The sequence below is a fragment of the Bilophila sp. 4_1_30 genome, assembly GCF_000224655.1.
Lineage (GTDB): Bacteria > Desulfobacterota > Desulfovibrionia > Desulfovibrionales > Desulfovibrionaceae > Bilophila > Bilophila wadsworthia.
Genome location: NZ_JH114233.1, coordinates 642,029 through 666,403, shown reverse-complemented (window position 1 = coordinate 666,403; position 24,375 = coordinate 642,029). Strand labels below are relative to the sequence as shown.

The window sequence follows — 24,375 nt, the reverse complement described above, 5'->3', positions numbered from 1 at the left end:
TGCTTGAAGCGAGGGAAGGGGGTTATGTACGAGAACATCCTTTTTGAGAAAAAGGACGGTGTGGCTTACCTCACGCTGAACCGTCCCGATCGGCTGAACGCGCTGAACAGTGCCGTGCTGAAGGAACTTGACGAGGCCCTTGCCGAGATCGACGGCGATGCCGAGATCCGCGTCCTCGTCGTCAAGGGGGCCGGAGAGAAGGCTCTTGCCGCCGGAGCGGACATCACGGAGATGCAGTCCATGGAAGCGGAAGCAGGTATGGCCTTCGGTGCCTTTGGACAAAAGGTATTCGCCAAGATAGAGGCCCTGCGCCAGCCCGTCATCGCCATGATCCCGGGCTTTGCCCTTGGCGGCGGCTGTGAACTGGCCCTTGCCTGCGACATCCGCATCGCATCCGAAAAGGCCCGCTTCGGCCAGCCCGAAGTCGGCCTCGGCATCACGGCCGGATTCGGCGGTACCCAGCGCCTGCCCCGTCTGGTGGGCAGGGGCGCGGCTTCCCTGCTGCTCTTCTCGGGCAAGATGATCGATGCCGCAGAGGCCCTGCGCATCGGCCTCGTCGACAAGATCGTCCCCCACGATGCCCTTGCCGCGGAAGTTTCCGCGCTGGCGGAAGGCATCGCCCGTCAGGCTCGCTGTGCCGTCCAGCAGACCAAACGCTGCATACGGCATGGCCTCGAATCCGGCCTCGAATCCGGCCTTTCGTACGAAGCGCAGGCGTTCGGCCTCTGTTTCTCCACGAAGGATCAGAAGGACAGGATGGACGCCTTCGTCAATCGCCGCCGCTGATCGGGCTCTGCTCCGCAACCCTCGAAGGATGGACAGAATGGAAGCAACGCTCTGGCAACGCCTTGATGAGATCATTACGAAGACCGTGGGGCCTATGGCCGCGCGCTGTGATGAAGAAAGCCTTTTCTGCGGGGAGTCTGTCCGAGCCTTGGCCGATGCCGGATTCATGGGGCTTCCTTATCCTCCCGAGCTGGGAGGGCGCGGTTCCAGCCATGAATCGTATGTCCGCTGTGTGGAGCGCCTTTCCAAGGCCTGCCCTTCCGTGGGCGTCACCTATGCCACGCATGTGGGCCTTGCCTGCCATCCGCTCCATGCCTTCGGCTCGCCCATGCAGAAGGAAACGTTCCTTCGTCCCATGCTTCGCGGCGACAAGCTGGGGGCCTTTGCGCTCACGGAACCCGAGGCCGGGTCGGACGTGGGGGGCATCGCCACCACGGCGGAGCTGGACGGCGGCTTCTACATCATCAATGGCCACAAGATATTCATCACCAATGCTGGCAGAGCCGATATCTACATCCTCTTCGCCCGTACCGGCGGGCAGGGCACGGAAGGTCTGAGTGCCTTCGTGGTGTGCAGTGACGACGCCGGGCTGCTCATCTCCGCCCCTCAGCGCAAGATGGGTATCCGTGGTGCCCAGACCTGTGAACTCTTTTTTCGTAACCTCTGCATCCCTGCCGACCGTCTCATCGGCAGGCCCGGCGACGGTTTCCGCATCGCCATGGAAACGCTGGACGGCGGACGGCTGGGCATCGCCGCACAGGCGGTGGGCATAGCGGATGCCGCGTTTGACGAGGTGCGTGCGCGGCTCAAGGAACGTCGGCAGTTTGGCCGCACCCTGGAGCACTTCCAAGGGCTGCGCTGGAAGGCTGCGGACATGTGGGCGAAGGTGGAAGCCGCCCGCCAGCTCACTCTGTATGCGGCCCGCCTGTGTGACGGAGGGAAAATGTTTCGCGCGGAAGCTTCGGCGGCCAAGCTTATGGCATCGGAAGCGGCCGTGTGGTGCGCTTCGGAAGCCGTGCAGATATGCGGCGGCAGCGGCTATCTGCATGGAGCTGTTGCGGAGCGTTTGTACCGTGATGCCAAGATCACCCAGATCTATGAAGGCACGAGCGAAGTCCAGCGTATGATCATCGCGTCCGGCATCCTCGGGTGATGGAAACGGGATAGGTCAAGAACGGCTTCATGCCGAAAAGGAGATGGTTATGAAGGCCCTTTTTGTGATAGGTGCAAGGACCATGGGCGGCGGTATCGCTCAGGTGGCCGCCCTGCACGGTTTAACAGTATATCTATATGATATAAAAAAAGAACTTGTCGACAAAGGACTGGAGGGCATCGCCGACGCGTGGGACAAGCTCGTGGCCCGGGGCAAAATGGCCGCCGGAGACCGTGATGCGGCCCTCCTCCGCATCATCGGCACGCTGGACATGCAGGATGCCGCCAAGGCCGACGTGGTCATCGAGGCCGCCGTGGAGAAATTGGACGTCAAGCGTTCCCTTTTCTCGAAGTTGAGCGGCATTATTTCCCCCGACTGCATCCTTGCCACCAATACGTCCAGCCTGAGCATCACCGCCGTGGCCTCCGCCGTGAGCCGTCCCGACAAGGTGGTGGGCCTGCATTTCTTCAATCCCGTGCCCCGCATGGCCCTCATCGAGATCATCCGCGGTGCCGCCACTTCAGACGAAACCTACGAAGCCGCCAAGGCGCTTTCCGAAAGGCTGGGCAAAACGGCGGTCACCGTGAATGAATACCCCGGATTCGTGGTCAACCGCATCCTCATCCCCATGATCAACGAAGCGGTCTTCATGCTGCAGGAAGGCGTGGCCTCCGCTGAAGACATCGACACCGCCATGAAGCTCGGAGCCAATCATCCCATGGGCCCGCTGGCTCTGGCCGACCTCATCGGCCTCGACGTGTGCCTCGCCATCATGGAACTGCTCCGCGACGAGATGGGCGAGGGCAAGTATCGTCCCGCCCCCTTGCTTCGCAAGCTGGTCCGTGCGGGCAGGCTGGGCCGCAAGAGCGGAGAAGGGTTCTTCCGCTACTAAGACGTCGGGACCATGTCGTTCGCAAAGAGCGCAGCATCATCGGGCGAAAGCCCTTGGAGAGCCGGCACTGTGCCGGACAGGAGTCATTATGTGTGAAGTGGTCATCGTAAGCGCAGCCCGTACAGCACTTGGAAGCTTCGGCGGTTCTCTTGCCTCTGTCCCTGCCGTTGAACTGGGGGCCGAGGTCATCCGCGCAGCCCTTTCCCGGGGTGGCGTGGATGCCGGCATGGTGGAAGAAGTCATCATGGGCAACGTCCTTCAAGCGGGGCTGGGCCAGAACCCCGCACGTCAGGCCGCCGTCAAGGCCGGTATCCCTGTGGAGATCCCGGCGTGGACGGTGAACAAGGTCTGCGGTTCCGGCCTCAAGGCCGTAGCGGAAGCTGCGCTGGCCATCCGTGCCGGAGAGGCCCGCTGTGTGGTGGCCGGCGGCATGGAGAACATGTCTCTGGCTTCCTATGTCATGCCCTCCGCCCGCTGGGGAAGCCGCATGGGCGATGTCAAGCTCGTGGACGAGATGATCAGGGACGGCCTCTGGGACGCCTTCAACGACTATCACATGGGCATCACCGCCGAGAACGTGGCGGCCCGCTACCATCTTTCCCGTGAGGAGCTGGACGCCCATGCCGTGCTTTCCCAGCAGAGGGCCGTAGCCGCGCTGGAAGCGGGCGTGTTCGACGAAGAGATCGTGCCCGTACACGTGGAGCAGAAGAAAAAATCCTTCGACTTCGTTCGCGACGAGTTCCCTCGTCCCTGCACCACCATGGAAGTGCTCGGCAAGTTGCGCCCCGCCTTCAAGAAGGACGGCGTGGTGACGGCAGGCAACGCTTCCGGCGTGAACGACGGCGCGGCGGCTCTGGTGCTCATGGATGCCGAACTGGCCGCTGAACGGGGCCTTTCGCCTCTCGCCCGCATCGTGGGCTGGGCCAGTGCCGGTGTGGAGCCCGACGTGATGGGCCTTGGCCCCATCCCCGCCACCCGCAAGGCTTTGGAAAAGGCTGGTTGGACAGTGGCCGATCTCGATCAGATCGAAGCCAACGAAGCCTTTGCCGCCCAGTTCCTCGCCGTGGGCCGCGAACTGGGGTTCAGCCTTGATAACGTGAATATCAACGGTGGTGCCATTGCCCTTGGGCATCCTATTGGTGCCTCCGGTGCGCGTATCCTCGTTACGCTTTTGCATACGCTGAAGCGGAAGGGGCAGAGCAGGGGACTGGCAACGCTGTGCATCGGCGGCGGCCAGGGGATCGCCATGCTGGTGGAAAGGGGCTGACGGGCTATGCCTTCCCTCCATGTGAAGTATTGCGGGGGGTGCCGCTCCGGATACGATCGTGTGGCGTGGTTCAGGGGGGTGCTGTCCGCCATGCGCGCTCTTGATGGGAGCATTGTGCTCGCGGACAACGAGGCAGGGGCCGATATACGGGTGGCTGTATGCGGCTGCCCCGCACAGTGCGTTTCCGTTCTGCCGGGGACGCACATGCTCCATGCCCCGTACATGGATGGGGAGCGCATGGAACCCTGCGATATGGCCGCATATTTGCTGGACATGGCCTCCCAGCGGAACAGGAGGGCCGAATAGCATTGTTTATCAGCTTGTTACAAAGGAACATCCGGCTCCCGCATCTGCCGTGTTGAATAAGCATTTCCGCCATCCTGCGTGAAGGAACCATACATCATGGCGGCGTCCGCCTCGGCTTTTCCCTGACGGCGCGGATCTGCTTTTCCTGCTCCAGCATAGGCTTCCTTCCGTGAAGCCTATGGGATCGAGGTTCCCATCAGCTTGGGCTTCAAACGTAGGTGATGCGGTCGCGGCCTTCGGCTTTGGAGCGGTACATGCCGTCGTCCACGCGCATGAGTATGGCGTCCATGTCGTCTTCGGGGTTGATGCGGGTCGCGCCGATGCTGATGGTGACGTGGTTATCGAGATCGCGCACGCTTTCCAGAAGGCATCTCAAGGTTTCCTCGGCATCGCCCGGCGCATCGATGAAGCCGATGAATTCGTCCCCGCCCCAGCGGGCCACGCAACCGGCCTTACCGACGATTTCCTCAGCCTTATGCCCCACACGGGCAAGGACTTCATTGCCCCAAAGGTGGCCGCGGGTATCGTTGATGTGTTTGAAGTGGTCCACGTCGAACATGAATACGAGAGGCCGTTCCCAGAGTTTCCGGCTCAGGATGGCATTGAAGCGTTCCCGGTTCATGAGCCCGGTGAGTTTGTCCGTGGTGGCAAACAGGGTCATGAATTTGTCGTAGCGCGATACGGTCCCCGAAACCAGCAGCAGGATCAGGATGATGATGCACGCCACGACGAGGATGTCCTTCCAAAGCTGCGAGAGGAGTGATTCCTTAATGATGGCGGTATCTTTTTCCACGATGAGATACCAGTCGAGATCGTCGATGTAACGGGTGACGAGGCAGGTTTCCTGCCCGTTGTACTTATACCACGAGCTTTCCACACGGCTCTTGGTGAAGATCTTTTTGCGGTATTCGGATACGGGCAGCAGGTCGTCGATGGTGGCGTTGGTAATCATGGCGTCGGAGGTGTGGACCTGTACCACTCCCTCGCGGTTGACGAGGAACGCCGTCAGATCGAAATCGAGCTCGAACGAGGCGAGGATCTGCTGCAATTCACGCATCTTGACCCCGACGCCCACCACGCCCATGAGTTCGCCGTGATCGTCTTCGATACGGCAATCCACGAACACGGTCAGCTCATTGCGGGCCATTTCGTCGGTGTCGACCTCAAGCCGGTGGGGGATCCCGGAAGCGACGAAGTTGTAGTACCAGACGTCGTGGGAGTCATCCCTGCTGACGATCTTATTTATCCCATTATAATGATAGTAAATATTTGTCTTTGCCGAGACAAGGAACACCGAACTGTAGTTGTATTTCCTCTTCAGGCCGTTGAGGTAGTCTTGCAGCTCCGCGATTTGTTCCGGTGAATCATTCTCTCCCCGGAGCCAGCTCTTGAGGAAGCTGTCATTGGCCATTGTCAGGGAGACGAAAATCGGCTTGGTCAGTTCGTTACTGATGGAAGAAAAGATGTTCAGGGAGGTAAGGCGGGAGATATTCCTGATGTCATCCCTGATGACCACGCCGTATGTGCAGTAGTTAATGATTGTTATACAAATGAACCCAATGAGCACGATACCCGTGATGAAGACGTGGGTCCTGAAGAGTTTCTTTTTCATAGAAGGCCTGATTACGGGTAGCCGGCGCGGAATGGCGGAGACAGACGTTCTGTCGGTGGGATATTATGACACTGTTCGTCCAACCAATAGACTCTAATGGGATCCTATGGCTCTGGCAACAGAAAAATGGCGGCACTCTGATAGTGTTGCGCTATGGGCTTAGGCCTCCTCCAGAGGTATGTTTCCGCAGGAGGCCTTCCATCATGTGCTGTCTTTTTCCAGTTTTTCGGCAAGGGCTTTGATGCTCGGGGCGACGGGGAAAGGATGTTCTGTCCCAAAGGCCAACGCCTCAAACTGCGGGATGGGCAGGGGGCGCGAATAGAAATAGCCCTGCGCGTAGGCGCATCCGGCCTGAAGCAGGAAAGCGGCCTGTTCCTCGGTTTCCACGCCTTCGGCAATGACCTTGATGCTCATTTCTCGGGCGAGGGAAATGCTGAACCGGATGACCGTTTTGCCGCGTTCGGTCGTGACGACCTCGTTGAGGAATCCCCGGTCGATCTTGATGAAGTCCACGGGCATACTCTTGAGCATGTTCAGAGACGAGTAGCCTGATCCGAAATCGTCCATGGAGAACTGGAACCCGAAAGCCTGCAAAACCTTCATGGATTCGAAGAGCCCGCTTTCGTTCTCGAGGAAGGCGCTTTCGGTGAGTTCCAGTTCGAGGAGGTGCGGCGGCAGTTCGTAGCGGCGCATCAGGTCGAGCAGCTTTTCACGCAGGCGCGGATCGTGGATATGCATACGCGACATGTTCACGGAGATGGGCGTGGGCGTGAGGCCGTGGTCAATCCAGTTGCGCAAGGTGATGCAGGCCTGCTCCCAGATGTACTCATCCAGCCGGATGATGAAGCCGTTCTTCTCGAACAGGGGGATGAAACGGTCCGGCGGCATCAGCCCCTCGGTGGGGTGTATCCAGCGCACCAGCCCTTCCGAGCCGATGATGCGCGAGGTCGGGATGTGCACCTTTGGCTGAAGATACAGAACGAATTGGCCCTGCAGAAGGGCGTCGTGCATCTGGTTTTCGATCTTCTTTTCCTCAAGGATCCTCTCGCGCAGCTTGCCGTCGTAGAAGGCGTAGCTGTTCAGGTAATTCCCCTTGATCGTCTTGAGGGCGAGGTTGGCCCAGTCGCAGAGCACGTTGATGGGCGTGTCGATGTTGTCGACCTCGCAGATGCCGAACGAAGGCACGACCTTGTACGGCAAGGGGTAGTCGGCGAGCCTGTCCGTCAATTCCTTGATGAGGGCGAGGATACGCTCACGGGAGTAGTCCACGCACAGGCAGAACACATCCCCGCCGAGGCGTCCGTAGACGCTGTGGGTCCCGGCCATCTTTTCCCGCAGCAGATCCGCAATGGCAATAAGGAGCTTGTCGCCTTCCTCAAGGCCGTACAGGTCGTTGATGACCTTGAAGCGGTCTATGTCCATGCGGACGATGCTGTAGCGGCGCTCGGGGTAGGCGTGCACGGCCTGTGCCGCCTGAGAGTAGAAGGTGTGCATGTTGTACAGATCGGTCAGGAGATCGAACTCGGCCCGGTACTTGAGCGCGAGCACGGAACGGGTCGCGCTGTCGACGTCGTTGAGCGTGCCGATATAGCGCTTGGGATTGCCCTTGTCGTCGCGCAGGCAGGTGAGGGCCGCCTTGCACCAGATGTACACGCCGTCGCGCTTGCGGAAGCGGGCGGTCATCTCGGTATAGCGCTGGGTGCGCGAATCCTTGAGAAAAGCGGTGAGCAGGGGCAGATCGTCAGGATGGATCACAATGTCTTCCCGCCAGACGTGCATCAGATCACGGTGGTCGTAGTTCCCGGCGAAACGGGCGCCGATCTCCGGCGAGATGTAACGGGTATCGGTTTCGAGGTTCCACTCGAAGACGAGGGTGTCCGTCTGCTCCACGATGGTCCGGTAGCGCTCGTCGTCGAGGCGCTGGCGCTCGAGGAGGATGTTCTGCTGAGCGACTTCCTCCGCCTGCTTCTTGTCCCCGATATCCATGATGAAGGCGAGATAGATCTCGTCGCCGCCGTCGGGCTGGGCCACGGGGAACATGGTGATCGACGCCCAGTGGTACTTCCGGTCGTGCCAGAGCTTGCGGAATTCGCCGATAAGGTATTCCCGGCCCGCCGCGAAGTTCTGCCGCAGCGCATCGAGATTAAAGAATTCGAGGAAGCGGGCGCGGTCTTCAGGGAAGATCATGTTGCGCGATACAAGATCGATGCACTGGCTGAGGCGGCCCTGCTCGGGCGGGGTCACATACTTGCCCTTCACGTGGTACACGATACGGTAGCTGTCCTGCGTGATGTTCAGTTCGTACAGCTCGTCGTAGATGTTGCGCAGGGCATGATCGTACTGCTCACTGATGCGGCGGCGCTGTTCTTCTTCACGCTGTTCGGAGATGTCGCGGACGAGGAGTATCCCCTTGTCGGTACGGCAGGATTCGTGCCCGCACAGGGGAACGATGAAGGCGGAAACCCAGTACCACTTGCCGTCGCTGCCAAGGCGGCGGTATTCGGCGGGGACTTCCATGCGGCCTTCGCTGAACTCCTTGCTGATGTTGCTCCCGATGAAAGCGGTGAGGAAGCGTTCCCGGTCCTCAGGGTGGATGAGGGTGGCGGCTATGGTGTGGATATTGCCGTTCTTGTCGTGATCTACGGGGATCATGGGCGTGTCGGCGGCGTAGACAAGGTGGGGCGTATCGGTGCTGAGGTCGATTTCGTAGATTTCGGTATACGTGTTGCGCAGGGCGATGTTGTAGCGCTCTTCCTCAAGGGCGCGTTCCTCTTCGACGCGCTTCTGCTCCGTGATGTCCCGGATGATGAAAAAGGCGGTCATATCGTCGCCTTCTTCAAGGAAAAACACGCGGTTTTCGAGCCACAACTGTTCGTTTTCGCCAAAGAGCACCCGATACTGATCGACGAGGGTGCGGGAATGTGCGCGGCAGGCCTCAAGCAGGGCTTTGGGCATGGTGGTGCGGTTGATGCGTTCGCGGTCGGCGGGATGGATCATCGCTATTGTTTCGGCGTGGAATGTGCGGTAGTCGCCGGAACGGGGTTCGCTGGGCAGGCTCGGTGCGGAGGCGTTGCGGTGGAACTGCCACGTGCGCAGGTTGATTTCGATGATGCAGTCCCCGGACTGGCGGAACACGGCGCTTTGACGGCGTTCGAGACGGGCGGCGGTTTCCTCCATCCTTTTGCGTTCGTTGATGTCCTGCCAGAGGACGAGCAGACGCCCCGACGATCCGGGCATGGGCAGCACCAGTATCGAGATCCAATGATAGGTCCCGTCGACGGCAAGGACGCGGTATTCTGTGGACAGCCGGGGATCGTCGGCCACCTTCCTGCTGACGTTTTCCGGGGAGAACAGGTCAAGGAAGGACTCCCGGTCATCGGGGTGGATGTACCGGTTGGCGATGGTGCGGGTGTCCCGCGAATACGAATGGGTCAGCTCGGGTTTCGCCAACGTGGAATCCCCGTCCCGGTGCACGATGCGCATGGAATCCGTATCGAGCATGACCTCGTAGATTTCGGAATAGCTGTGCTGGAGAGCCTTGTAGAAATCGGCCTCCTCGTTGAGCTGTTCGGTGATGTCGCTCAGCAGGAGCAGGGCATGGTGGTACGCTCCGGGGATGGCCCGGATGGTGGCGTTGACCCACCGGTAGGGTTTTCCAGCGTCCTGCCGTTTGCGGTATTCGAGTTGTGGGGCCTCGCCCAGGTCGAGCCGGGCCGTGATGTTCGGCACGTCGTAAAAGGTGCGGACGCTTTTGAGGCTTTCTGGGTGCACGCGGTTTTTGCCACGATCGAGGACGAATTCCTCGATGGGCATCAGGGTCGGAGAAATGGTGACTTGTTCGCTGTTGTAATAGAGGGGGGCGATAAGCCCGGCCTCAAGATCGAGGCGGAAAATTTCCGTATAGTTGCTTTGCAGGGCGAGGAGGTAGTTGTTTTCCTCTTCCTTTTTCTTGGTGACGTCGCGCAGCAGGATGAGGGCGTGCCCCTCGTTGCCGGGGACAGGCTGCGCCGAGGCCGCGATCCAGCGGTAGGGGCCGTTTTCCGACGAACGCTTGCGGTATTCACATTCGGGGTGGCCGCCGCGTTCCAGTTCCTCGAAAAGGCGGCGCTCGTAGAAATCGAGCACGCTTTCGAGTGATCCGGGAGCTACGCGGTCGACGACGCGCTGGTGGACAAACGAGGAATAGTCGGCCCCTCCCTTGATAATGGCTACCTGTTCGCTGTTGTAGAACAGCGGGGTGACCGAGCGGTTCTTGATGTCAAGAGAGAAGATTTCGGAATAATTGTTTTGCAGGGCGAGGAGATAGTTGTCCTGCTTCTCCTTGCTCTCGGTGACGTCGCGCACGAGGAGGACGGCCTCTCCCCGTTTGCCGGTCGGCAGGGGCACGATGAGGGCCAGCATCCAGTGATAGGTCCCGTCAAGGCCGAGCTTGCGGTATTCGGCGGAAAGCTCTTCCCCGGCGTCGAGTTTTCTGAGAATGCTTTCGGCGGTGAAGAAATTCAGGAAGATCACCCGATCCCGCGGATGGACGCGGGTTTTCATGACCGTGATGATGTCCTTGTCGAATTCGCCGCTGACATCAATGGGCGCGAGCAGCTTGGTGTTGCAGAACAGGCAGGTCAGCTGGTTGGCGGCGAGGTCCATCCTGTAGATCTTGGCGTAGCTGTTCTGAAGGGCGACTTGAAGGTTTTCCTCTTCCTGCCTGCGGGTGGATTCGGCGGATTTCTGATCGTCGATGTCCCGGATGCACTGGAGGACGTGGCGCGATCCGTCGTCCTGCGTATAGGCGAAGGCGATGCGGGTGCGCCAGCGGGGTCCGGCCTCCTCGGCGAACTGGTATTCGAGATGGATATTCCTGTCGTTTACGCCTGCCGCGAAGGCTGCCCGCAGCCCTTCGAGGGAGAAGCGTTCACGGAAGGCGTCACGGTACTGTGGGAGGATATGACCGAAGAACAGCTCGAAATGGGCGGCGTAATCGCCCGAAGTGTCGGTGGCGAGGCCATTGCGGTTGGCCAGAAGCTCAAAATGGCCGGTGCCGAGATCCACGTCCACGACATAATGATAGCTCTCGCAGAGGGCGCGGGCGAAGGAATCGCGCTTGGCCTTGGCCTCGCGCTCCTCGGGCGTCAGAAGGCGCTCTGAAATGAGCACGACGTGTGCGGGCTCCTTGTTTTCCCAAAGGATACAGGAAACCGAAATTTCACAGATGCCCTTGAAGGGCGGGTGTTCATGCAGAGTGGTGAACGCCTCCCCGCCGCCGTGTTTTGTCACGGGACAGAAGGAGCAGATATCGGATTTGCCCCAAAATACCTCGAAGCAGGTCACCCCGAGCCTGACATTGGGATATGCGCGGGCGACCGTATCGTTGAAGTAGACGATGCGGTGGTTGGCGTCGATGACATAGACCGCCGTATTGGGCAGGCTGTTGAGGATGTTGCGGGTGGATTCGTAACTTTCGCGCAAAAGGCTGGCGGAGCGGCGCTGCCGGATGTACTCCCCGATGATTTTGGACATGAGGATGAGGGCGTCCACTTCCTGCTGCGTCCATATGCGGCGGTTGCCGCGCTCCTCAAAGCCGATATGGCCGACCACGTGCCCGTCGCGCACGATGTCGCACTGGAGGAGCGAGGAGATGGTGTCGTCGAGGATGAACGTTTTTTCTTCCGGGGGGACTTCCGAAAAATCGCTGCAATAATAGATGCCGCTGGAGTCCCGTGTTTTGGGCAGCTCGATTTTGTCGATGGGGACGTTTTGGAGCTGCTCCTTGGTGCTCCATTTCGGATCGGAGCACCATTCATGCGCGATGCTGACGGCCTTCCCGTCGAGCGAGTATTCAAATATGAGAATCTTGTCCACGCGCAAGGCGTTTCCGATGAAATGCAACGCCTTGTCGATCCCTTCGTGCATGTCGTACATGCTGAAGAGGATATCGATGATGTCCACCATGATGCTGTTGCGGACGGTGTTGACGGCGAGGGGCGCGGATGTCTGGACGCCGTCGGCGTCTCCGCCGGAGGACTGGCCGAAGAATTCGTAACGGTTTTTGCCGTTCCCTTTGGCGTGGTACAGGGCGACGTCGGCCTGCCGGAACAGATCCTCATAGGCGATGGGGCGCTCGGTAACGGCGATGCCCACGCTGACGGAGACGGCGTTGTCGATATTGCTGTTTTTGAACAGGTTGCGGATGGAGGAGCAGAGGGACTGCGCGCGTGTGCGGATACCCGCGATTTCAGAAACGTCGCGCATGTAGACGTGGAATTCGTCGCCGCCCACGCGCCCGATGATGTCGTCCTGCCGGAAGGTGCGCCGAAGCTGGCGGGCGATTTCCATGATGATGGAGTCCCCGGCGAGGTGCCCCATGCTGTCGTTGACGTCCTTGAAATTGTCGATGTCGATCATGAACAGCACGCCGGAACTGCCGGGCCTTGCGTCGCGCAGGGCGATGCGGATTTCCTCTTCGGTCGTGACCTTGTTGTAAAGCCCGGTCATGGAGTCGGTGCGGCTCTTATCAAGGAGCCTGAGCTGTTCGCGCTTCTGCCGGTCGATGTCGCGCAGCGCGCCCACGGATTTGACGGGCTTGCCGAGTGTGTCCAGGATGTTGGTGCTGTAGAGGGCGAACCAGCGCTTGCGGCCTGAGTGGGTGGGCAGGAACCGTTCGGGTGCGGCCTCGGTGGAGGCTTTTTCGGCGTCGAGGGCGAGAAAAGGTTCACGGAACCCCTCGCTTACGGGATCGATGGCCTCGCCTCTGCCCAGCCGTTCGCGGAAACGGGGAATAACGGGTTCGTGCCCGAAGACCTTATGGTACTTTTGGGTGTAGGCGATGGTATCCGTCTCAAAGTCGTATTCAAAGGGCAGATCTTCGGAAATGTCGGCGATGAGGGCGTATTTACGGCGCTCGTATTCGGCGCTGCGCAGCATCTCCTCCACGCAGGCGAGATCGGTAAAGGCGGAAAGGTAAACGGGGTACTGGCCTTCGTGGAGGACGCCTTCCATGCGCGTGCCGGAGAGGCGGATGCGGACGGAGGTGGCGTCTTTGCGGACGAGCACCCCTTCCCAGTCGAAAAGGGGAGGGTGCCCGGCGAGGAGCCCGATGAGGCGCACGGCGGAAGATTGTTCGATCCAATGAAGGAGGGAGTTGCCCTGTTGGCGGCACGACTCGGCGGTTTCCCCGACAAGCGTATAGAGGGCCTTGTTCGCCGCGATCAAGGTAAGTTGCGGATCCGCGGCAACGGTGGCAGTTCCGGTGATTATGTGCGGGTTGTCGAGGAATTCCTGGAGCCTGTTCATTCCACTGTTCTCTTGGATAGGGTGTGGAGACACTCCGGGGGATGCCCCCCCCGCATGTCGGAAAAAGTCCGGCACGCATCGTATCAAAGAATATAAAAGCCGGCAAAACATCCGATAGCATAGAGTATAGGCTTACGGGTGCCATTCATCAAGCGGAAATGCCGCTTGATGCCGGAAGTTATTCCACAACCGTTCCCGTTGCGGAGGGATACGGTTCTTGGGCGGAGGCAGCAGGGCGGTATCCTCAAGATGCCGCCCGCTTGTTGTGGTCAAGAGACGCTTGGCTTGCTGATGTGCCCGCTCTGCGCGGTAGAGCCGGGTGCTCTGGGGGTATGATCGGCCCGATTGAAAAGGTTTCTCCGCCGGGCGAAACAGGGTGGCGGGTTTCCGCGTATGGGGTGGCGTCGGGAGCTGCACAATGCATCCAGCCGAAAGAGGTGTCCCCTTCGGGGGGGGGGCGGGCCGCCCTTTCCGCTTCCCGATTCTGAATAACATACCATCATCTCCGCAAGTTGTTTCGTTCTTTTGTCATGTGAAGAAAAGATCCTTGCTGAATGACTCCATTCCACTCAAAACCTTTGTGGCTCAAGGGTTTTCGGCCAATCGGAGCGTTCATTTTTTTATCATAAAAAAGCTAATGAACATATAGTATTATACTTTATAAACGGCCCTGTTCCGGCTTCTCGATTCCTCCGGAGCTTTCGTGAAAAAAATCGGAAAAGGTGAAAAGTGTCTCTTGGGAGACAGAAAATGTCCCTGAAATCCGTATTGTGAATGCAAGAACAAGGTCGCACAGCGACCCTCCAACCCTCTCTACGGAAGGAACCGCCATGAAAGAAGACCGCAAGATCAAGAACGTCGTGCTGATCATGCTCGACACGCTCCAGTTCAACTATCTTGGCTGCTACGGCAACAAGGTTGTGAAGACCCCCAATATCGATCGCCTCGCCCGTCAGGGCTTCCTCTTCGAAAACGCCTACAGTGAAGGCCTGCCCACGGTGCCCGTGCGCCGCGCCCTCATGACCGGCCGCTTCACCCTGCCTTACGGCGGCTGGCAGCCTCTCGCTCCTGACGACACCACCGTCGCCGACATCATGTGGGGCAAGAACATGCAGACGGCCCTCGTCTACGACACCCCGCCCATGCGCCTGCCCAAGTACGGCTATTCCCGCGGTTTCGATTTCGTGAGCTTCAACCCCGGCCAGGAGCTCGACCACACCAGCTTTGCCGATGTGCCGCTGGATCCCGCGCTGAAGCCGGAAGACTACACCTCCCCCACGATGGTTTTCAATGAAAAAGGCGAAGTCATCGACGACGACAGCACGCAGCTCCTCGACGAAATCGGCTGCTTCCTGCGCCAGCAGCAGTTCCGCAAGCCCGAAGACAGCTATATTTCCCGCGTCATGACGGATGCCCAAAACTGGCTGTCCAACCGCCGCGACAAGACCCGCCCCTTCCTGCTCTGGGTGGACTCCTTTGATCCGCACGAACCTTGGGACCCGGAATCCGTGTGGAAGGGCGAACCCTGCCCCTACGATCCCGAATACGTAGGCAACCCGCTGGTGCTCGCGCCGTGGACGCCCATCGAGGGCCGCATCACGGAACGCGAATGCGAGCACATCCGCGCCCTGTACATGGAAAAGATCACGCAGGTGGACAAGTGGGTGGGCGAACTGCTCGACTCCATCCGTGCTCAGGGGCTCTGGGATGAAACCCTTATCGTGCTGATGTCCGACCACGGCCAGCCGATGGGCGAAGGCGAGCACGGCCACGGCATCATGCGCAAGTGCCGTCCCTGGCCGTATGAGGAACTCGTGCACGTACCTCTGATCATGCACGTCCCCGGCATCGAAGGCGGCAAGCGCATCAAGAGTTTCGTGCAGAACGTGGACGTGACCGCGACCATCATGGACGCGCTCGGGGAGCTCGGCACGCCGCAGAAGGCGAGCGATTTCGGCTTCCCGACCTACGACACCTCGGAAATGCAGGGCATCAGCCTCCTGCCCGTGATGCGCGGCGAGACCGACACCGTGCGCGACTGCGCCATCGCCGGGTACTACGGCATGTCGTGGTCCCTCATCACCGAGGATTACTCCTACGTGCACTGGCTGGTGAGCGAGGACGTGAAGGACAGCGTGGACTGCATCGCCGGTTCCGGCACCGAAATGAAGGAAGAAATGTGGACCTGCACGGCTGGCGCGAAGGTGCAGGTGCCCGATCATGATGAATTGTACGACCGCAAGGCCGACCCCTTCCAGCTCAACAACATCGCGGATCAGAATCCCGACAAGGCCCGCGAGATGCTCCAGCAGCTCAAGCTCGTCATCGGCGAAATCCGCACGAGCTGAGGATAGGAAGAAAGGGAGAACTGGGGGAAGGGGTTCCCCTCCCTTCCCCCACCCCCCAATCCCTCCCCTTCCTAAGGTTTTTGTTTTTAGCGAACCCTTGTTCACTGTGTTGGGGAGGTGCCGGATCCTTGCCGGGCTGCGGGGCTTCCTTTTCCATATATCTCACTCTATTCCATGCACTGCGCGGAGCGCATATGACAACTGCCGTTGCGACCAACAAGCTGTCCGGAAAGTGGATAGGCTGGCTGACGAGCCTGCTCGGTGGCCTCTTTGTGGCTTGGTGCTTTTATGACCCGAGCACGCCGAAAGTGAACCTCTACTGGTTCGGGACGATCATGGCGATCGGCATGTTCGCCTTTGACCTGCTGCCGAACTTCGTCACCGCCGTCCTGCTCCTGATGTACTACATCCTGACGGGCATCGCGGCCCCGGATGTGGCTTTCGTCGGCTGGACCACCCCCATCCCGTGGCTGTGCATGTGCGGTATGCTCATCGGCGTGCTCATGGAAAAGACGCGCCTCGCCAACCGTATTGCCCTGTTCACCATCAGCCGCGTGGGGACCACCCCCATTCGCATGTACATCGCGTTCCTGCTCGCCGGATTCATCGTCAGCGCGATCATCCCCGACGTCATCACGGTCGACATCCTGTTCATGGCCATCGCCACCGGCATGTGCCAGAGCCTCAACCTGTCCGTGACTTCCCGTTCCGCGACCACCATCGTCCTTGCCGCCTTCTTCGGCGCGACCATCTCTTCGGCTGCCTACCTGCCCAACAACACGGGCATCATCGGCCTGCTCATGGTCAAGGACATGGGCGTCCCGTTCACATGGCTGGGCTTCTACAGCGAAAATCTGCCTTACCAGATCGGGCACGCGCTGCTGGCCTATACCATCCTGCACCTTTTCGGCGGGCGTGAGCTTGGCGAGCACATTTCCCGCTGCCGCGCTTGTGCCGAAGCGGAACTCGCCACTCTCGGCAAGATGAGCCGCGACGAAAAGAAGACCCTCGTCCTGGCCTTGCTCGCGCTGGTGGCTTTTATCAGCGAACCGTGGCACGGTATCCCCGGCTACTTCGCCTTCTGCAGCATGGTCCTGCTTGGATTCACCCCTATCTTCAACTTGATGGAAGCCAGCGATCTCAAGAAGGTGCAGTTCCCCATCCTGTTCTTTATCGCGGGCTGCATGGCCATCGGCATTGTGGCGGGAACCCTCGGCATCCCCGCATGGCTGGCCGGGAAGCTGGTGCCCTACCTCCAGCAGATCGACAGCAATGCCGGTTCGTCCATGTTCGCCTATTGGGTGGGCGTCGTCGCCAACCTCGTGCTGACGCCTGTCGCGGCGGCAACGTCCCTGAGCGTGCCCATGGCCGAAATCGCCACCTCGCTGAACCTTGGGATCAAGCCCATCCTGTACAGCTTCCTGTACGGGCTTGACCAGTTCTTCCTGCCGTATGAGCTGGCCCCGGCCTTGATCATGTTCGCGACCGGATACGTCCGCGTCCGTTACCTTATCGGTATCATGCTGACGCGTATGGTTTTGGCCAGCCTGATCGTGGCGTTCGTTGCCACCTTTATCTGGCCTATGATGAACCTGTAGGGAGGGGTGAAAAGGAGGAAACATGAACCGTTTCGGATTCTGCAAGCAGGAAGGCCCGGTTTTCCGCATCCGGGATCTCAACAGCCCGTGGCGTTCGGTCCTGCATCTAGGCCAGCGTCAGATGGTAGGCAAGTCCTACCAGTGGGAAGACGATCCCGAAACCTCCACCTTCTCGTTTTTGGAGAAGGGCAGGGTACGGCTCCTGAATCTTTCCGAAACGGGCAAGGAGCGCATCGTGCTCTATATCGAGCCGGGGTGCCTCTTCCGCGAAATCGTGTTGCTGCATGTTTCCCCTTCGCATCCCGCGTCGCTGGTGGCGCTGGAATCCTGTGAAGTCTATAATTTTCCCCGGACCCTGCTGGACGATGCCGAATTCGTGCGGCACCATCCGGCGCTGATGAGCAATCTGGTCCACTCGCTCGGAGCCAAGGCCGGGGCCTTTTACAGCCAGATAACCGAAAGCGTCGAGCTGGACCCGCAGACGCAGGTATGCCGGTATCTGCACCGGCTGGCCGATGAGCGCCGGACCCGCGTGGTCAACCCCGGCGTGTCGCAGTCCGAGCTGGCCCTTGTGCTCGGCTTGCATCGGAGCACGGTATGCCGCATTATCCGGACGCTGCGCGATCGGGGCGTTCTGGGGCACTTTACCCGGTGTTCCCTTGAGATCCTCGACCGCGAAGCCCTCGCGGAGTTGTGCAACCCGAGCGAGGGAGGAAAATAAGATGAGCCGGGGAGAGGGAACTTTCGGAGGTACCCGCACGGTTTCTCCCTCCCTGGATACACCGCCTTCCCACACCTTTTTGAGGAAGGGAGGCGGCACGGAGGGGAATCCCCCTTTCGTGACGAGAGAACCGCATGAAACCCATTGGAGTGACATTATGATCGAGATCATCACCGAAGCCGACTACAAGGATCGCCTTGCCGCGACGGAAAAGGGCGTGCTGCTGTTCTTCAAGAAGCTGTGCCCGCATTGCAAGAACATGGAGAAGGTGCTTGAGAAGTTCGGAGCTGCCAAACCCGGCATCGCGCTGTACGGCATCGATATTGAAGAGAACGCCGCCGCTGCCGCCGCGCTCGGCGCGGAACGCCCGCCGACGATTTTCGTCATCAAGGGCGGTGAGGTCAAAGCTTCCAAGGTCGGCCTCATGAACCCCCGCGAAATGGCCGCGTTCTTCGAGAAGGCCTAAGTTGCCGAATGGGGGAAGGGGGATTCGAGAACGGTGCGCTGATTCGTGTTCCTCCTTCCCTTCGCATTGTCTTTTTCTCTTGTACATCCGTTACGATGAAGGTTTCGATGGCTTCTTGTTTTTGCCAATGATTGCGTGAGCCGAATTCCCTTCGGCGGCAAGGCATGGGCAAAGGCGGGGCCGGTCGTCGCGTCGTCTGTCTCGGAAAAGGCGGCGGTTCCCATGCGGGAAAGCCGTGGCGTCATCTCCTCACCAGCCGAAACGTGTTGAGGTGGGGGCCGGGAAAGGAGGCTTTTTGTAAGGGGCCTTTTTCTCGGCAAATCAGGAGTTTCCATCAGGAGCTTGCAATGGAAGAACGTACTTGTGACATCATCGTACTGGGCGGCGGGCCTGCCGGGATGACGGCGGCGATCTACGCGAAACGCGCGAACCTCGATGTGGTGCTCCTCGAGACGAATGTGACGGGCGGGCTGGTGAATTCGACGTATACGGTGGAGAATTTTCCCTCCTACCCTGAGATCCACGGTATGGAACTCATGGAAAAGATGCGCGAACACGTGGATCACATGGGCGTGGAAGTGGAGGAAGTGTTCGAAGTCACCGGCCTTGAGCTTGGCGAAGACGAGAAAGCCGTGCATGGGGACGGTATCGTTTACAAGGCCCCGGCGATCATTCTGGCGACGGGCCGCAAGCCCATTGCGCTGGACGTGCCCACCGAATGCGATCAGATGCACTTCTGCGCGATCTGCGACGGCGCTCCGTACAAAGGCAAGCGCGTGCTCGTGGTCGGCGGCGGGAACAGCGCCTTCGACGAAGGCTTGTATCTCCTGAATCTCGGCGTCGCCGAGCTGACCGTGGTGGAAATCATGGATCGCTTCTTCGCGGCGGAGGCCACGCAGGACGCCCTGCTCGGCGATCCCCGCGTGAAGGGCTTCAAGACGACCAGGGTCGTGGACGTGGAAGTCACGGACGGCAAGCTGTCCGCCGCCATCCTCGAAAACGCGCAGACCGGCGAACGCACCGCGCTGCCCGTGGACGGGATTTTCGTCTTCCTCGGCCAGTCTCCGAACAACGAATGGTTCAAGGATGCGATCGCCCTTGATGACAAGGGCTACATCCTTGCGGGCGAAGACATGTCTACCAATATTCCCGGCGTGTTCGGCGCGGGCGACATCAACCACAAGCTGTACCGCCAGATCACCACGGCGGTCAGCGACGGCACCGTAGCCGCTCTCGCCGCCGAGCGTTGGTTGCGCAGCCGCAAGAAATAAGGTTATGTATGACTCCGGGGGAGGATGTTTGGGGAAAGGCGTCCTCCCCCGCCATGCCGCCCGCATGAACGGGCGGCGGGGAGAGACGTTCCCTCGGGGGGACGCACGCATATTCTATCCACTTGAATACACTTCTTTATCCTCAATAACATGCGGTTAAAGAGCGTGTAGCTGTGTGTCGGAATATGTGTCCAAACTCCCCCTCCTGGTTTGCGCCGGGAGGGGGAGTTTTTTGTCTGCCGAACCGTTTTCTCCAGAAGCGGGGCCTGAACCCGTGCCTCGGCAAACGGAAAGGGATTTTACGGGCGGATGACCTTGTCGGCCAGTGCGAGGCTGGTCACGACATCCAGCATGTTGGTGGTCTGTCCGGCCTGCTTCGCCTCAATGAGGCCGTAGAAATCAAGGCAGGTTCCGCAGACGAGGACGTCCGTCCCCGCGTTTTCCAGAGCCTTCAGACTGTCCAGTGCTTTTCCGGGGGTGGCGGCGAGCTTCACGCCGCCGTTCAGCAGAATGACGCGCCACAGGCTCTCCCCCAGCTCGGGCAGGGTGGCCAGGAAATTCCCCATCAGTTTTTCGCCCAGCTCATCATCGCCGCGCCCGAAGGTTTCGGTGGTGATGAGCACCAACGTTTTGCCGGGCGTGAGGGTTGCGGCGGCGGGTTCCGGCTCGGTGACGCGGCATCCGCACGCCGTGGCGGAAACGGACCACAAGGCGGCTCCTTCCTGCCGTACTTCCACGGAATAGCCGTTGCGGCCGAGAAAGCGGCTCACATTTTCCGAAGCCGCCGTATTGTCCACAAACACGCGCAGCGAGGCGGGTTTTTCTTCTTCCAGCATCCTGCGGCAGCGGATGACTGGTTCGGGGCAGGCCAACCCGCAGCAATTCAATTCCTTGGTCATATGACTATCCTTTTCTGTTTTTTCATGAAACGGCCGCCGTCCGCACAAACGCTGGACGGCGCTTCCATACCGCCGAAAGGCTTAGTTGAGCATTTCGAGGAAGGCTTCGATACGAACCTTGAGCTGTTCGGTATCCGCCTCCGAGTAGTCCGTCACGATCTGGAGGAACGGCAGATCCAGTTCCTCACGCACGAACTTTTTGACGGACCACGATTCCACATCGTAGGTCTGGCATCCCTGCCAGGTGAGATCGACCACGGCGTCCGCCTGGAACGCTTCCGTCAGCTCTCGCAGCGCCGTGTAGCGGTTGGGGTTGGGCGACATGACAGAGCATGGCGTGTCGAGATACCGTCCGGCGAGTTCGGTCAGAGGATCGGCGGTTTCATCCATCATCAGGCGCACTTTTTTATAACAGGTGCAGTTGTCGATGCAGACGATGCTCGCCCCGCACTCTTCGAGGAGCTGGATGACCTTGTGGGAGCCCAGCCCCGTGGGGACGCCCGTGAGCAGGACGCGGGGCGCGTCCGGGGAAACGGCCCCGTCACTTGCCCCGCCGCTCTCGGCGGCGATGTCCTGAAGGAGCGCGATGGCCTGCTCGTAATCGGGCATGAAGGAAGCCCGGAAACAGATATCCAGCAGATCCATGCCCGTCAGGGGCGACGGTTTGCGCTTGGCAAGGTCAAGGACATCCTTGAGGGCGCGGCGGAGCCGGTTGGTCAGCCGGATGGCATCCCGCAGATCGTCCGTGGTGATGGTGACGCCGAAATCCTTTTCCAGCTTCGCGGCGAGCTTGGCGTACTGGGCGCGCCAGTAGTCCTTGGCGTCCCCATCCTGAATCTGCGGAAGCTGGAGCAGTACGACCGGCTTGTAGGCGGCCAGCAGTTCGTACATCTTTTTCTTGCCGTCGCAGGTGGTATCCGCCACCACGATGTCCGAGGCGGCGAGATAGGGACAGCTGTCTTGGAGCGCGAAACCGAAACTGCTCTTGATCAGCGGGCAAAGGGAGCGGGGGAGCATGGTTTCCGCCACCGGGATGGAATCGTTTTTCGTGCCGCACAGCGAAACCGGAATGGCTCCTGCGGCAAGGGCGATTTCCAGCGGCGAATAGATGCAGTACTGGCCCACGACTTTTTTCCCCGCTTCTTTGGCTTGTTGCAGCGCCAGCACATTGCGCCCGGTGATGTCGCGGAACCGTTCGAGACTTGCGTATGCCATGAAAGTTCTCCTTCAAGGTATGGTGGTGAAGCCGTTCAGATGCGGGCGGCAATCAAGGCCGCTCCGATGGCTCCGACGAATTGCGGATACTGCGGCACGTTGACCGGGACGCCGAGTTCTTCGGAAAGCAGCCTGCTGAACGAAGGGCTTGTCGCCAGCCCCCCCGTGAACGTGCATTCGCCGCGTAAGGGTATGCGGGCGGCAAGACCCCGCATACGCCGGGCGATGGAGCGGAAGACGCCGGCGGCGATATCGGCGGTTGGCGTACCCTGCGCAAGCAGGCCGATGATTTCCGTCTCCGCGAATACGGCGCACATGCTGGAAATGGCGGCGGGCTTTCCCCGTCCGGCGGCTTCGCCGAGTTCCGCCAGCTCCATGCCGAGGATGCCGGAAAGGACCTGTAGAAAACGGCCCGTGCCCGCCGCGCACTTGTCGTTCATCAGAAAATCCTGCACCGAGCCGTCCGGGGCCGTACTGATGACCTTGCTGTCCTGCCCTCCGATGTCGAGCACAACACCCGTTCCGGGGAAGAGGTGGACGGCACCGCGCGCGTGGCAGGTGATCTCCGTGACCACTTTGTCCGCAAAGGGCAGGGAAATGCGCCCGTACCCCGTTCCGACAATACGGGATGCCGCGATCCCGCCCGCGTCGGCACAGGCGGCGGCCAGAGCCTTTTCCCCGGCCTCGCGCGCGTTCCATCCTGTGGGCAGGACGGCCTTGCCCAACAGCGAACGCGATTGGGGATCGAAGATAACGGCTTTGGCGGCTACGGAGCCGACATCGACACCGGCTACAGGCATACGGTTCTCCTTATGGGGGCGGCGTCGGATGCGGAACCCTTGGGGACGGCGGGAGCCTGCCCTTCCGTCCGGAACGGGCAGAGGCTCTTCACGGGCGTGCCCATGTCCGTATGCTTCTGGGCACGCAAGAAAGCGGATCCGGAAGAACTCTTCGAGGCAGGGGTATCAGGAAACGCCGAGGGGCTTACCGTTTTCGACAAGCGCGTAGTTTTCCCGATCGGCGAAAGGCTCAGGGCAGACGCATTGAGCTTTGAAGGCACTGTCCTTGGACACGGCCGCGAGGGGCGGGGAGTGGCGCGCCGTGAAAACGAGGCAGCCTCAAAGGAAGGAAGCTCGGCCGAGGGTTTCCCGAACAGGCCGTGTGCGGCAAGCCCGGCAAGGGGTGCCCGACGGAAGGGTGCGAACATGGACATTTCCCCAATACTTGTTGTGTATGAACGCTCCGAAAGGATTCCGGAGCCTCCGACGCGGCAGTGAAACGTGTATCGCGCACAAGACACAAAAAAGCCCGTATGCAACCATACGGGAAAAGCGATGGGGGAATGTCCGTCAGGAAAGAAAGGCGGGAAAGATGCCGCTATCAGCACACCGCCAACTGTGACGGGGACATACAGCCCCACCGCAGACGGCGTCAGGTCATGCCTGAAATCTGATGGCGGAAACGAGACATGGGGTACCTTTGCTCAGTATTTTCATAAAGCAATAATCGCTGGCCATTGGAATGTAAAGGGCGTTTAGCGTTTGATTTTCATAGATGACGGATAGGATTGCCTTTTCCCGTTTGGATTGCGTCATTTCGCTCCCTTGTCCTGACCGTTTATCGCCTCCTCTGGAATAAGATAACGGACAGCAAGATTTTCTGGGCGTATCCTTGGACCACGAACAGGCAAGGGAGAGCAAAGGGAATACGCCTAGGCCGTTAGAGGGTTTGAGAGAGAACGTTTCTGGAGAGTTCAATGGATAGTGCCATGACAGCTTCGCTTCTTTCATACGGGAACATTGCGATCAAATTGGCTGTAGGGCTGATCGGTTTTCTTTGGGTGCTGCGGACGACCAATCGCTGCCAATTGGCACAGATGACCCCGGTCGACCTTATAGGCAATTTTGTGATGGGCGGCATCATTGGCGGTGTTATTTATAATCAGGACATAACTACCGTACAATTCATAATCGTATTGGCGATATGGCAGCTTCTGGTATTAGGGGTAAATGCCCTGCGCATACACACGGAGTCCGGTCAGAAGATGATAGTGGGAAGGCCTACTCCTGTTGTGATAAAAGGCAAGTATTTACAGGATAAATTTGAACTCTTGGGTCTTGATATCGCTGATTTTGCGACATTATCCAGAATCCAGGGCGTTCACTCCCTCTATGATATATGGAATGCGCAGATTGAGCCGAATGGGCAGGCCACCATTCAGAAAAAAGATGCCCGCAAAACATCAAATATACTCATAACGAACGGGACAATGGATACAGGCGCTCTGGAAATGATGGAAAAGGATGAAGGATGGTTGAAAAATGAATTACATAAAAGGGGATACGAATCGTATAAAGAAATCTTTTTTGCCGAATGGAACGAACTTATTGATGATGAAAGGGGAAAAGCCGGGGGACTGTATATCGTTGAGCGCACGGAAAAAAGAGATTGAAAAGGATACCGCCGGAGAGGAATGCCCTTCAAGGTGACGCCATGCGAGACATCCCGAGGAGTTTTTCCTATCCGGAAGAGGAGATCACGCCATGTCCGTGCC

15 protein-coding genes and 2 pseudogenes are annotated in these 24,375 nt (G+C 59.5%); 11 read left to right on the top strand and 6 right to left on the bottom strand.

The genetic code is table 11. The annotated features are described in order from the left end of the window. The first annotated feature begins 24 nt into the window (after nucleotides 1–24). From HMPREF0178_RS14850 to HMPREF0178_RS14830, 5 genes are all read left to right on the top strand, one after another. Nucleotides 25–786 carry an enoyl-CoA hydratase-related protein gene (locus tag HMPREF0178_RS14850; protein WP_009368847.1) on the top strand — a complete coding sequence of 254 codons (762 nt, stop codon included), beginning with the start codon at nucleotides 25–27 and terminating at the stop codon, nucleotides 784–786. Between the two features lie 37 nt (nucleotides 787–823). After that, nucleotides 824–1,939, top strand: coding sequence for an acyl-CoA dehydrogenase family protein (locus HMPREF0178_RS14845; protein WP_009368846.1), 1,116 nt, complete (start codon nucleotides 824–826; stop codon nucleotides 1,937–1,939). A gap of 43 nt (nucleotides 1,940–1,982) precedes the next feature. Then, entirely contained in the window at nucleotides 1,983–2,831 is an 849-nt protein-coding gene (locus HMPREF0178_RS14840; protein ID WP_369737457.1) for a 3-hydroxybutyryl-CoA dehydrogenase, read from the top strand. 88 nt (nucleotides 2,832–2,919) lie between these two features. Continuing rightward, nucleotides 2,920–4,098, top strand: coding sequence for an acetyl-CoA C-acetyltransferase (locus HMPREF0178_RS14835; RefSeq protein WP_009368844.1), 1,179 nt, complete (start codon nucleotides 2,920–2,922; stop codon nucleotides 4,096–4,098). Nucleotides 4,099–4,104: 6 nt separating this feature from the next. Continuing rightward, nucleotides 4,105–4,404: a hypothetical protein gene (locus tag HMPREF0178_RS14830; protein ID WP_009368843.1), complete on the top strand. Its 300-nt coding sequence runs from the start codon at nucleotides 4,105–4,107 to the stop codon at nucleotides 4,402–4,404. A 208-nt stretch (nucleotides 4,405–4,612) separates the two neighbouring features. Here HMPREF0178_RS14830 and HMPREF0178_RS14825 read toward each other — a convergent pair whose 3' ends face one another. The 3 genes and pseudogenes from HMPREF0178_RS14825 to HMPREF0178_RS23075 form a co-directional block, all read right to left on the bottom strand. Beyond that, entirely contained in the window at nucleotides 4,613–6,016 is a 1,404-nt protein-coding gene (locus tag HMPREF0178_RS14825; protein WP_009368842.1) for a sensor domain-containing diguanylate cyclase, read from the bottom strand. A gap of 201 nt (nucleotides 6,017–6,217) precedes the next feature. Next, nucleotides 6,218–7,915, bottom strand: a pseudogene (locus HMPREF0178_RS23080) (putative bifunctional diguanylate cyclase/phosphodiesterase); the annotation flags it as partial. Between the two features lie 4,143 nt (nucleotides 7,916–12,058). Then, nucleotides 12,059–12,934, bottom strand: a pseudogene (locus HMPREF0178_RS23075) (GGDEF domain-containing protein); the annotation flags it as partial. A 1,199-nt stretch (nucleotides 12,935–14,133) separates the two neighbouring features. Here HMPREF0178_RS23075 and HMPREF0178_RS14815 point away from each other — a divergent pair. The 5 genes from HMPREF0178_RS14815 to HMPREF0178_RS14795 all read left to right on the top strand — a co-directional run bounded on the left by HMPREF0178_RS14815 (nucleotide 14,134) and on the right by HMPREF0178_RS14795 (nucleotide 19,707). Continuing rightward, on the top strand, nucleotides 14,134–15,651 hold the full coding sequence (locus tag HMPREF0178_RS14815; RefSeq protein ID WP_005024049.1) for a sulfatase: 1,518 nt from the start codon (nucleotides 14,134–14,136) through the stop codon (nucleotides 15,649–15,651). Nucleotides 15,652–15,845: 194 nt separating this feature from the next. Then, nucleotides 15,846–17,249 (top strand): SLC13 family permease, encoded by a 1,404-nt coding sequence (locus HMPREF0178_RS14810; protein ID WP_005024051.1) that lies wholly within the window; start codon nucleotides 15,846–15,848, stop codon nucleotides 17,247–17,249. 22 nt (nucleotides 17,250–17,271) lie between these two features. Continuing rightward, nucleotides 17,272–17,970 carry a Crp/Fnr family transcriptional regulator gene (locus HMPREF0178_RS14805; RefSeq protein ID WP_009368840.1) on the top strand — a complete coding sequence of 233 codons (699 nt, stop codon included), beginning with the start codon at nucleotides 17,272–17,274 and terminating at the stop codon, nucleotides 17,968–17,970. A 157-nt stretch (nucleotides 17,971–18,127) separates the two neighbouring features. Further along, nucleotides 18,128–18,436 (top strand): co-chaperone YbbN, encoded by a 309-nt coding sequence (locus HMPREF0178_RS14800; RefSeq protein ID WP_039959218.1) that lies wholly within the window; start codon nucleotides 18,128–18,130, stop codon nucleotides 18,434–18,436. Between the two features lie 347 nt (nucleotides 18,437–18,783). Then, the gene (locus HMPREF0178_RS14795) at nucleotides 18,784–19,707 is read left to right on the top strand and encodes an NAD(P)/FAD-dependent oxidoreductase (RefSeq protein ID WP_009368838.1); all 924 of its coding nucleotides are present in this window, start codon (nucleotides 18,784–18,786) and stop codon (nucleotides 19,705–19,707) included. Between the two features lie 299 nt (nucleotides 19,708–20,006). Here the strand turns inward: HMPREF0178_RS14795 and yedF are convergent, their stop codons facing one another. The 3 genes from yedF to HMPREF0178_RS14780 form a co-directional block, all read right to left on the bottom strand. Beyond that, nucleotides 20,007–20,606, bottom strand: a complete 600-nt coding sequence (gene yedF / locus HMPREF0178_RS14790) for a sulfurtransferase-like selenium metabolism protein YedF (protein WP_009368837.1) — start codon at nucleotides 20,604–20,606, stop codon at nucleotides 20,007–20,009. A gap of 81 nt (nucleotides 20,607–20,687) precedes the next feature. Further along, complete coding sequence (locus HMPREF0178_RS14785) at nucleotides 20,688–21,821, bottom strand: double-cubane-cluster-containing anaerobic reductase (RefSeq protein WP_009368836.1); 1,134 nt, start codon at nucleotides 21,819–21,821, stop codon at nucleotides 20,688–20,690. Between the two features lie 35 nt (nucleotides 21,822–21,856). Next, the gene (locus HMPREF0178_RS14780) at nucleotides 21,857–22,621 is read right to left on the bottom strand and encodes an acyl-CoA dehydratase activase (protein ID WP_009368835.1); all 765 of its coding nucleotides are present in this window, start codon (nucleotides 22,619–22,621) and stop codon (nucleotides 21,857–21,859) included. A 956-nt stretch (nucleotides 22,622–23,577) separates the two neighbouring features. Here HMPREF0178_RS14780 and HMPREF0178_RS14770 point away from each other — a divergent pair. Further along, nucleotides 23,578–24,273 carry a DUF421 domain-containing protein gene (locus tag HMPREF0178_RS14770; protein WP_009368834.1) on the top strand — a complete coding sequence of 232 codons (696 nt, stop codon included), beginning with the start codon at nucleotides 23,578–23,580 and terminating at the stop codon, nucleotides 24,271–24,273. Nucleotides 24,274–24,375: the final 102 nt, after the last annotated feature.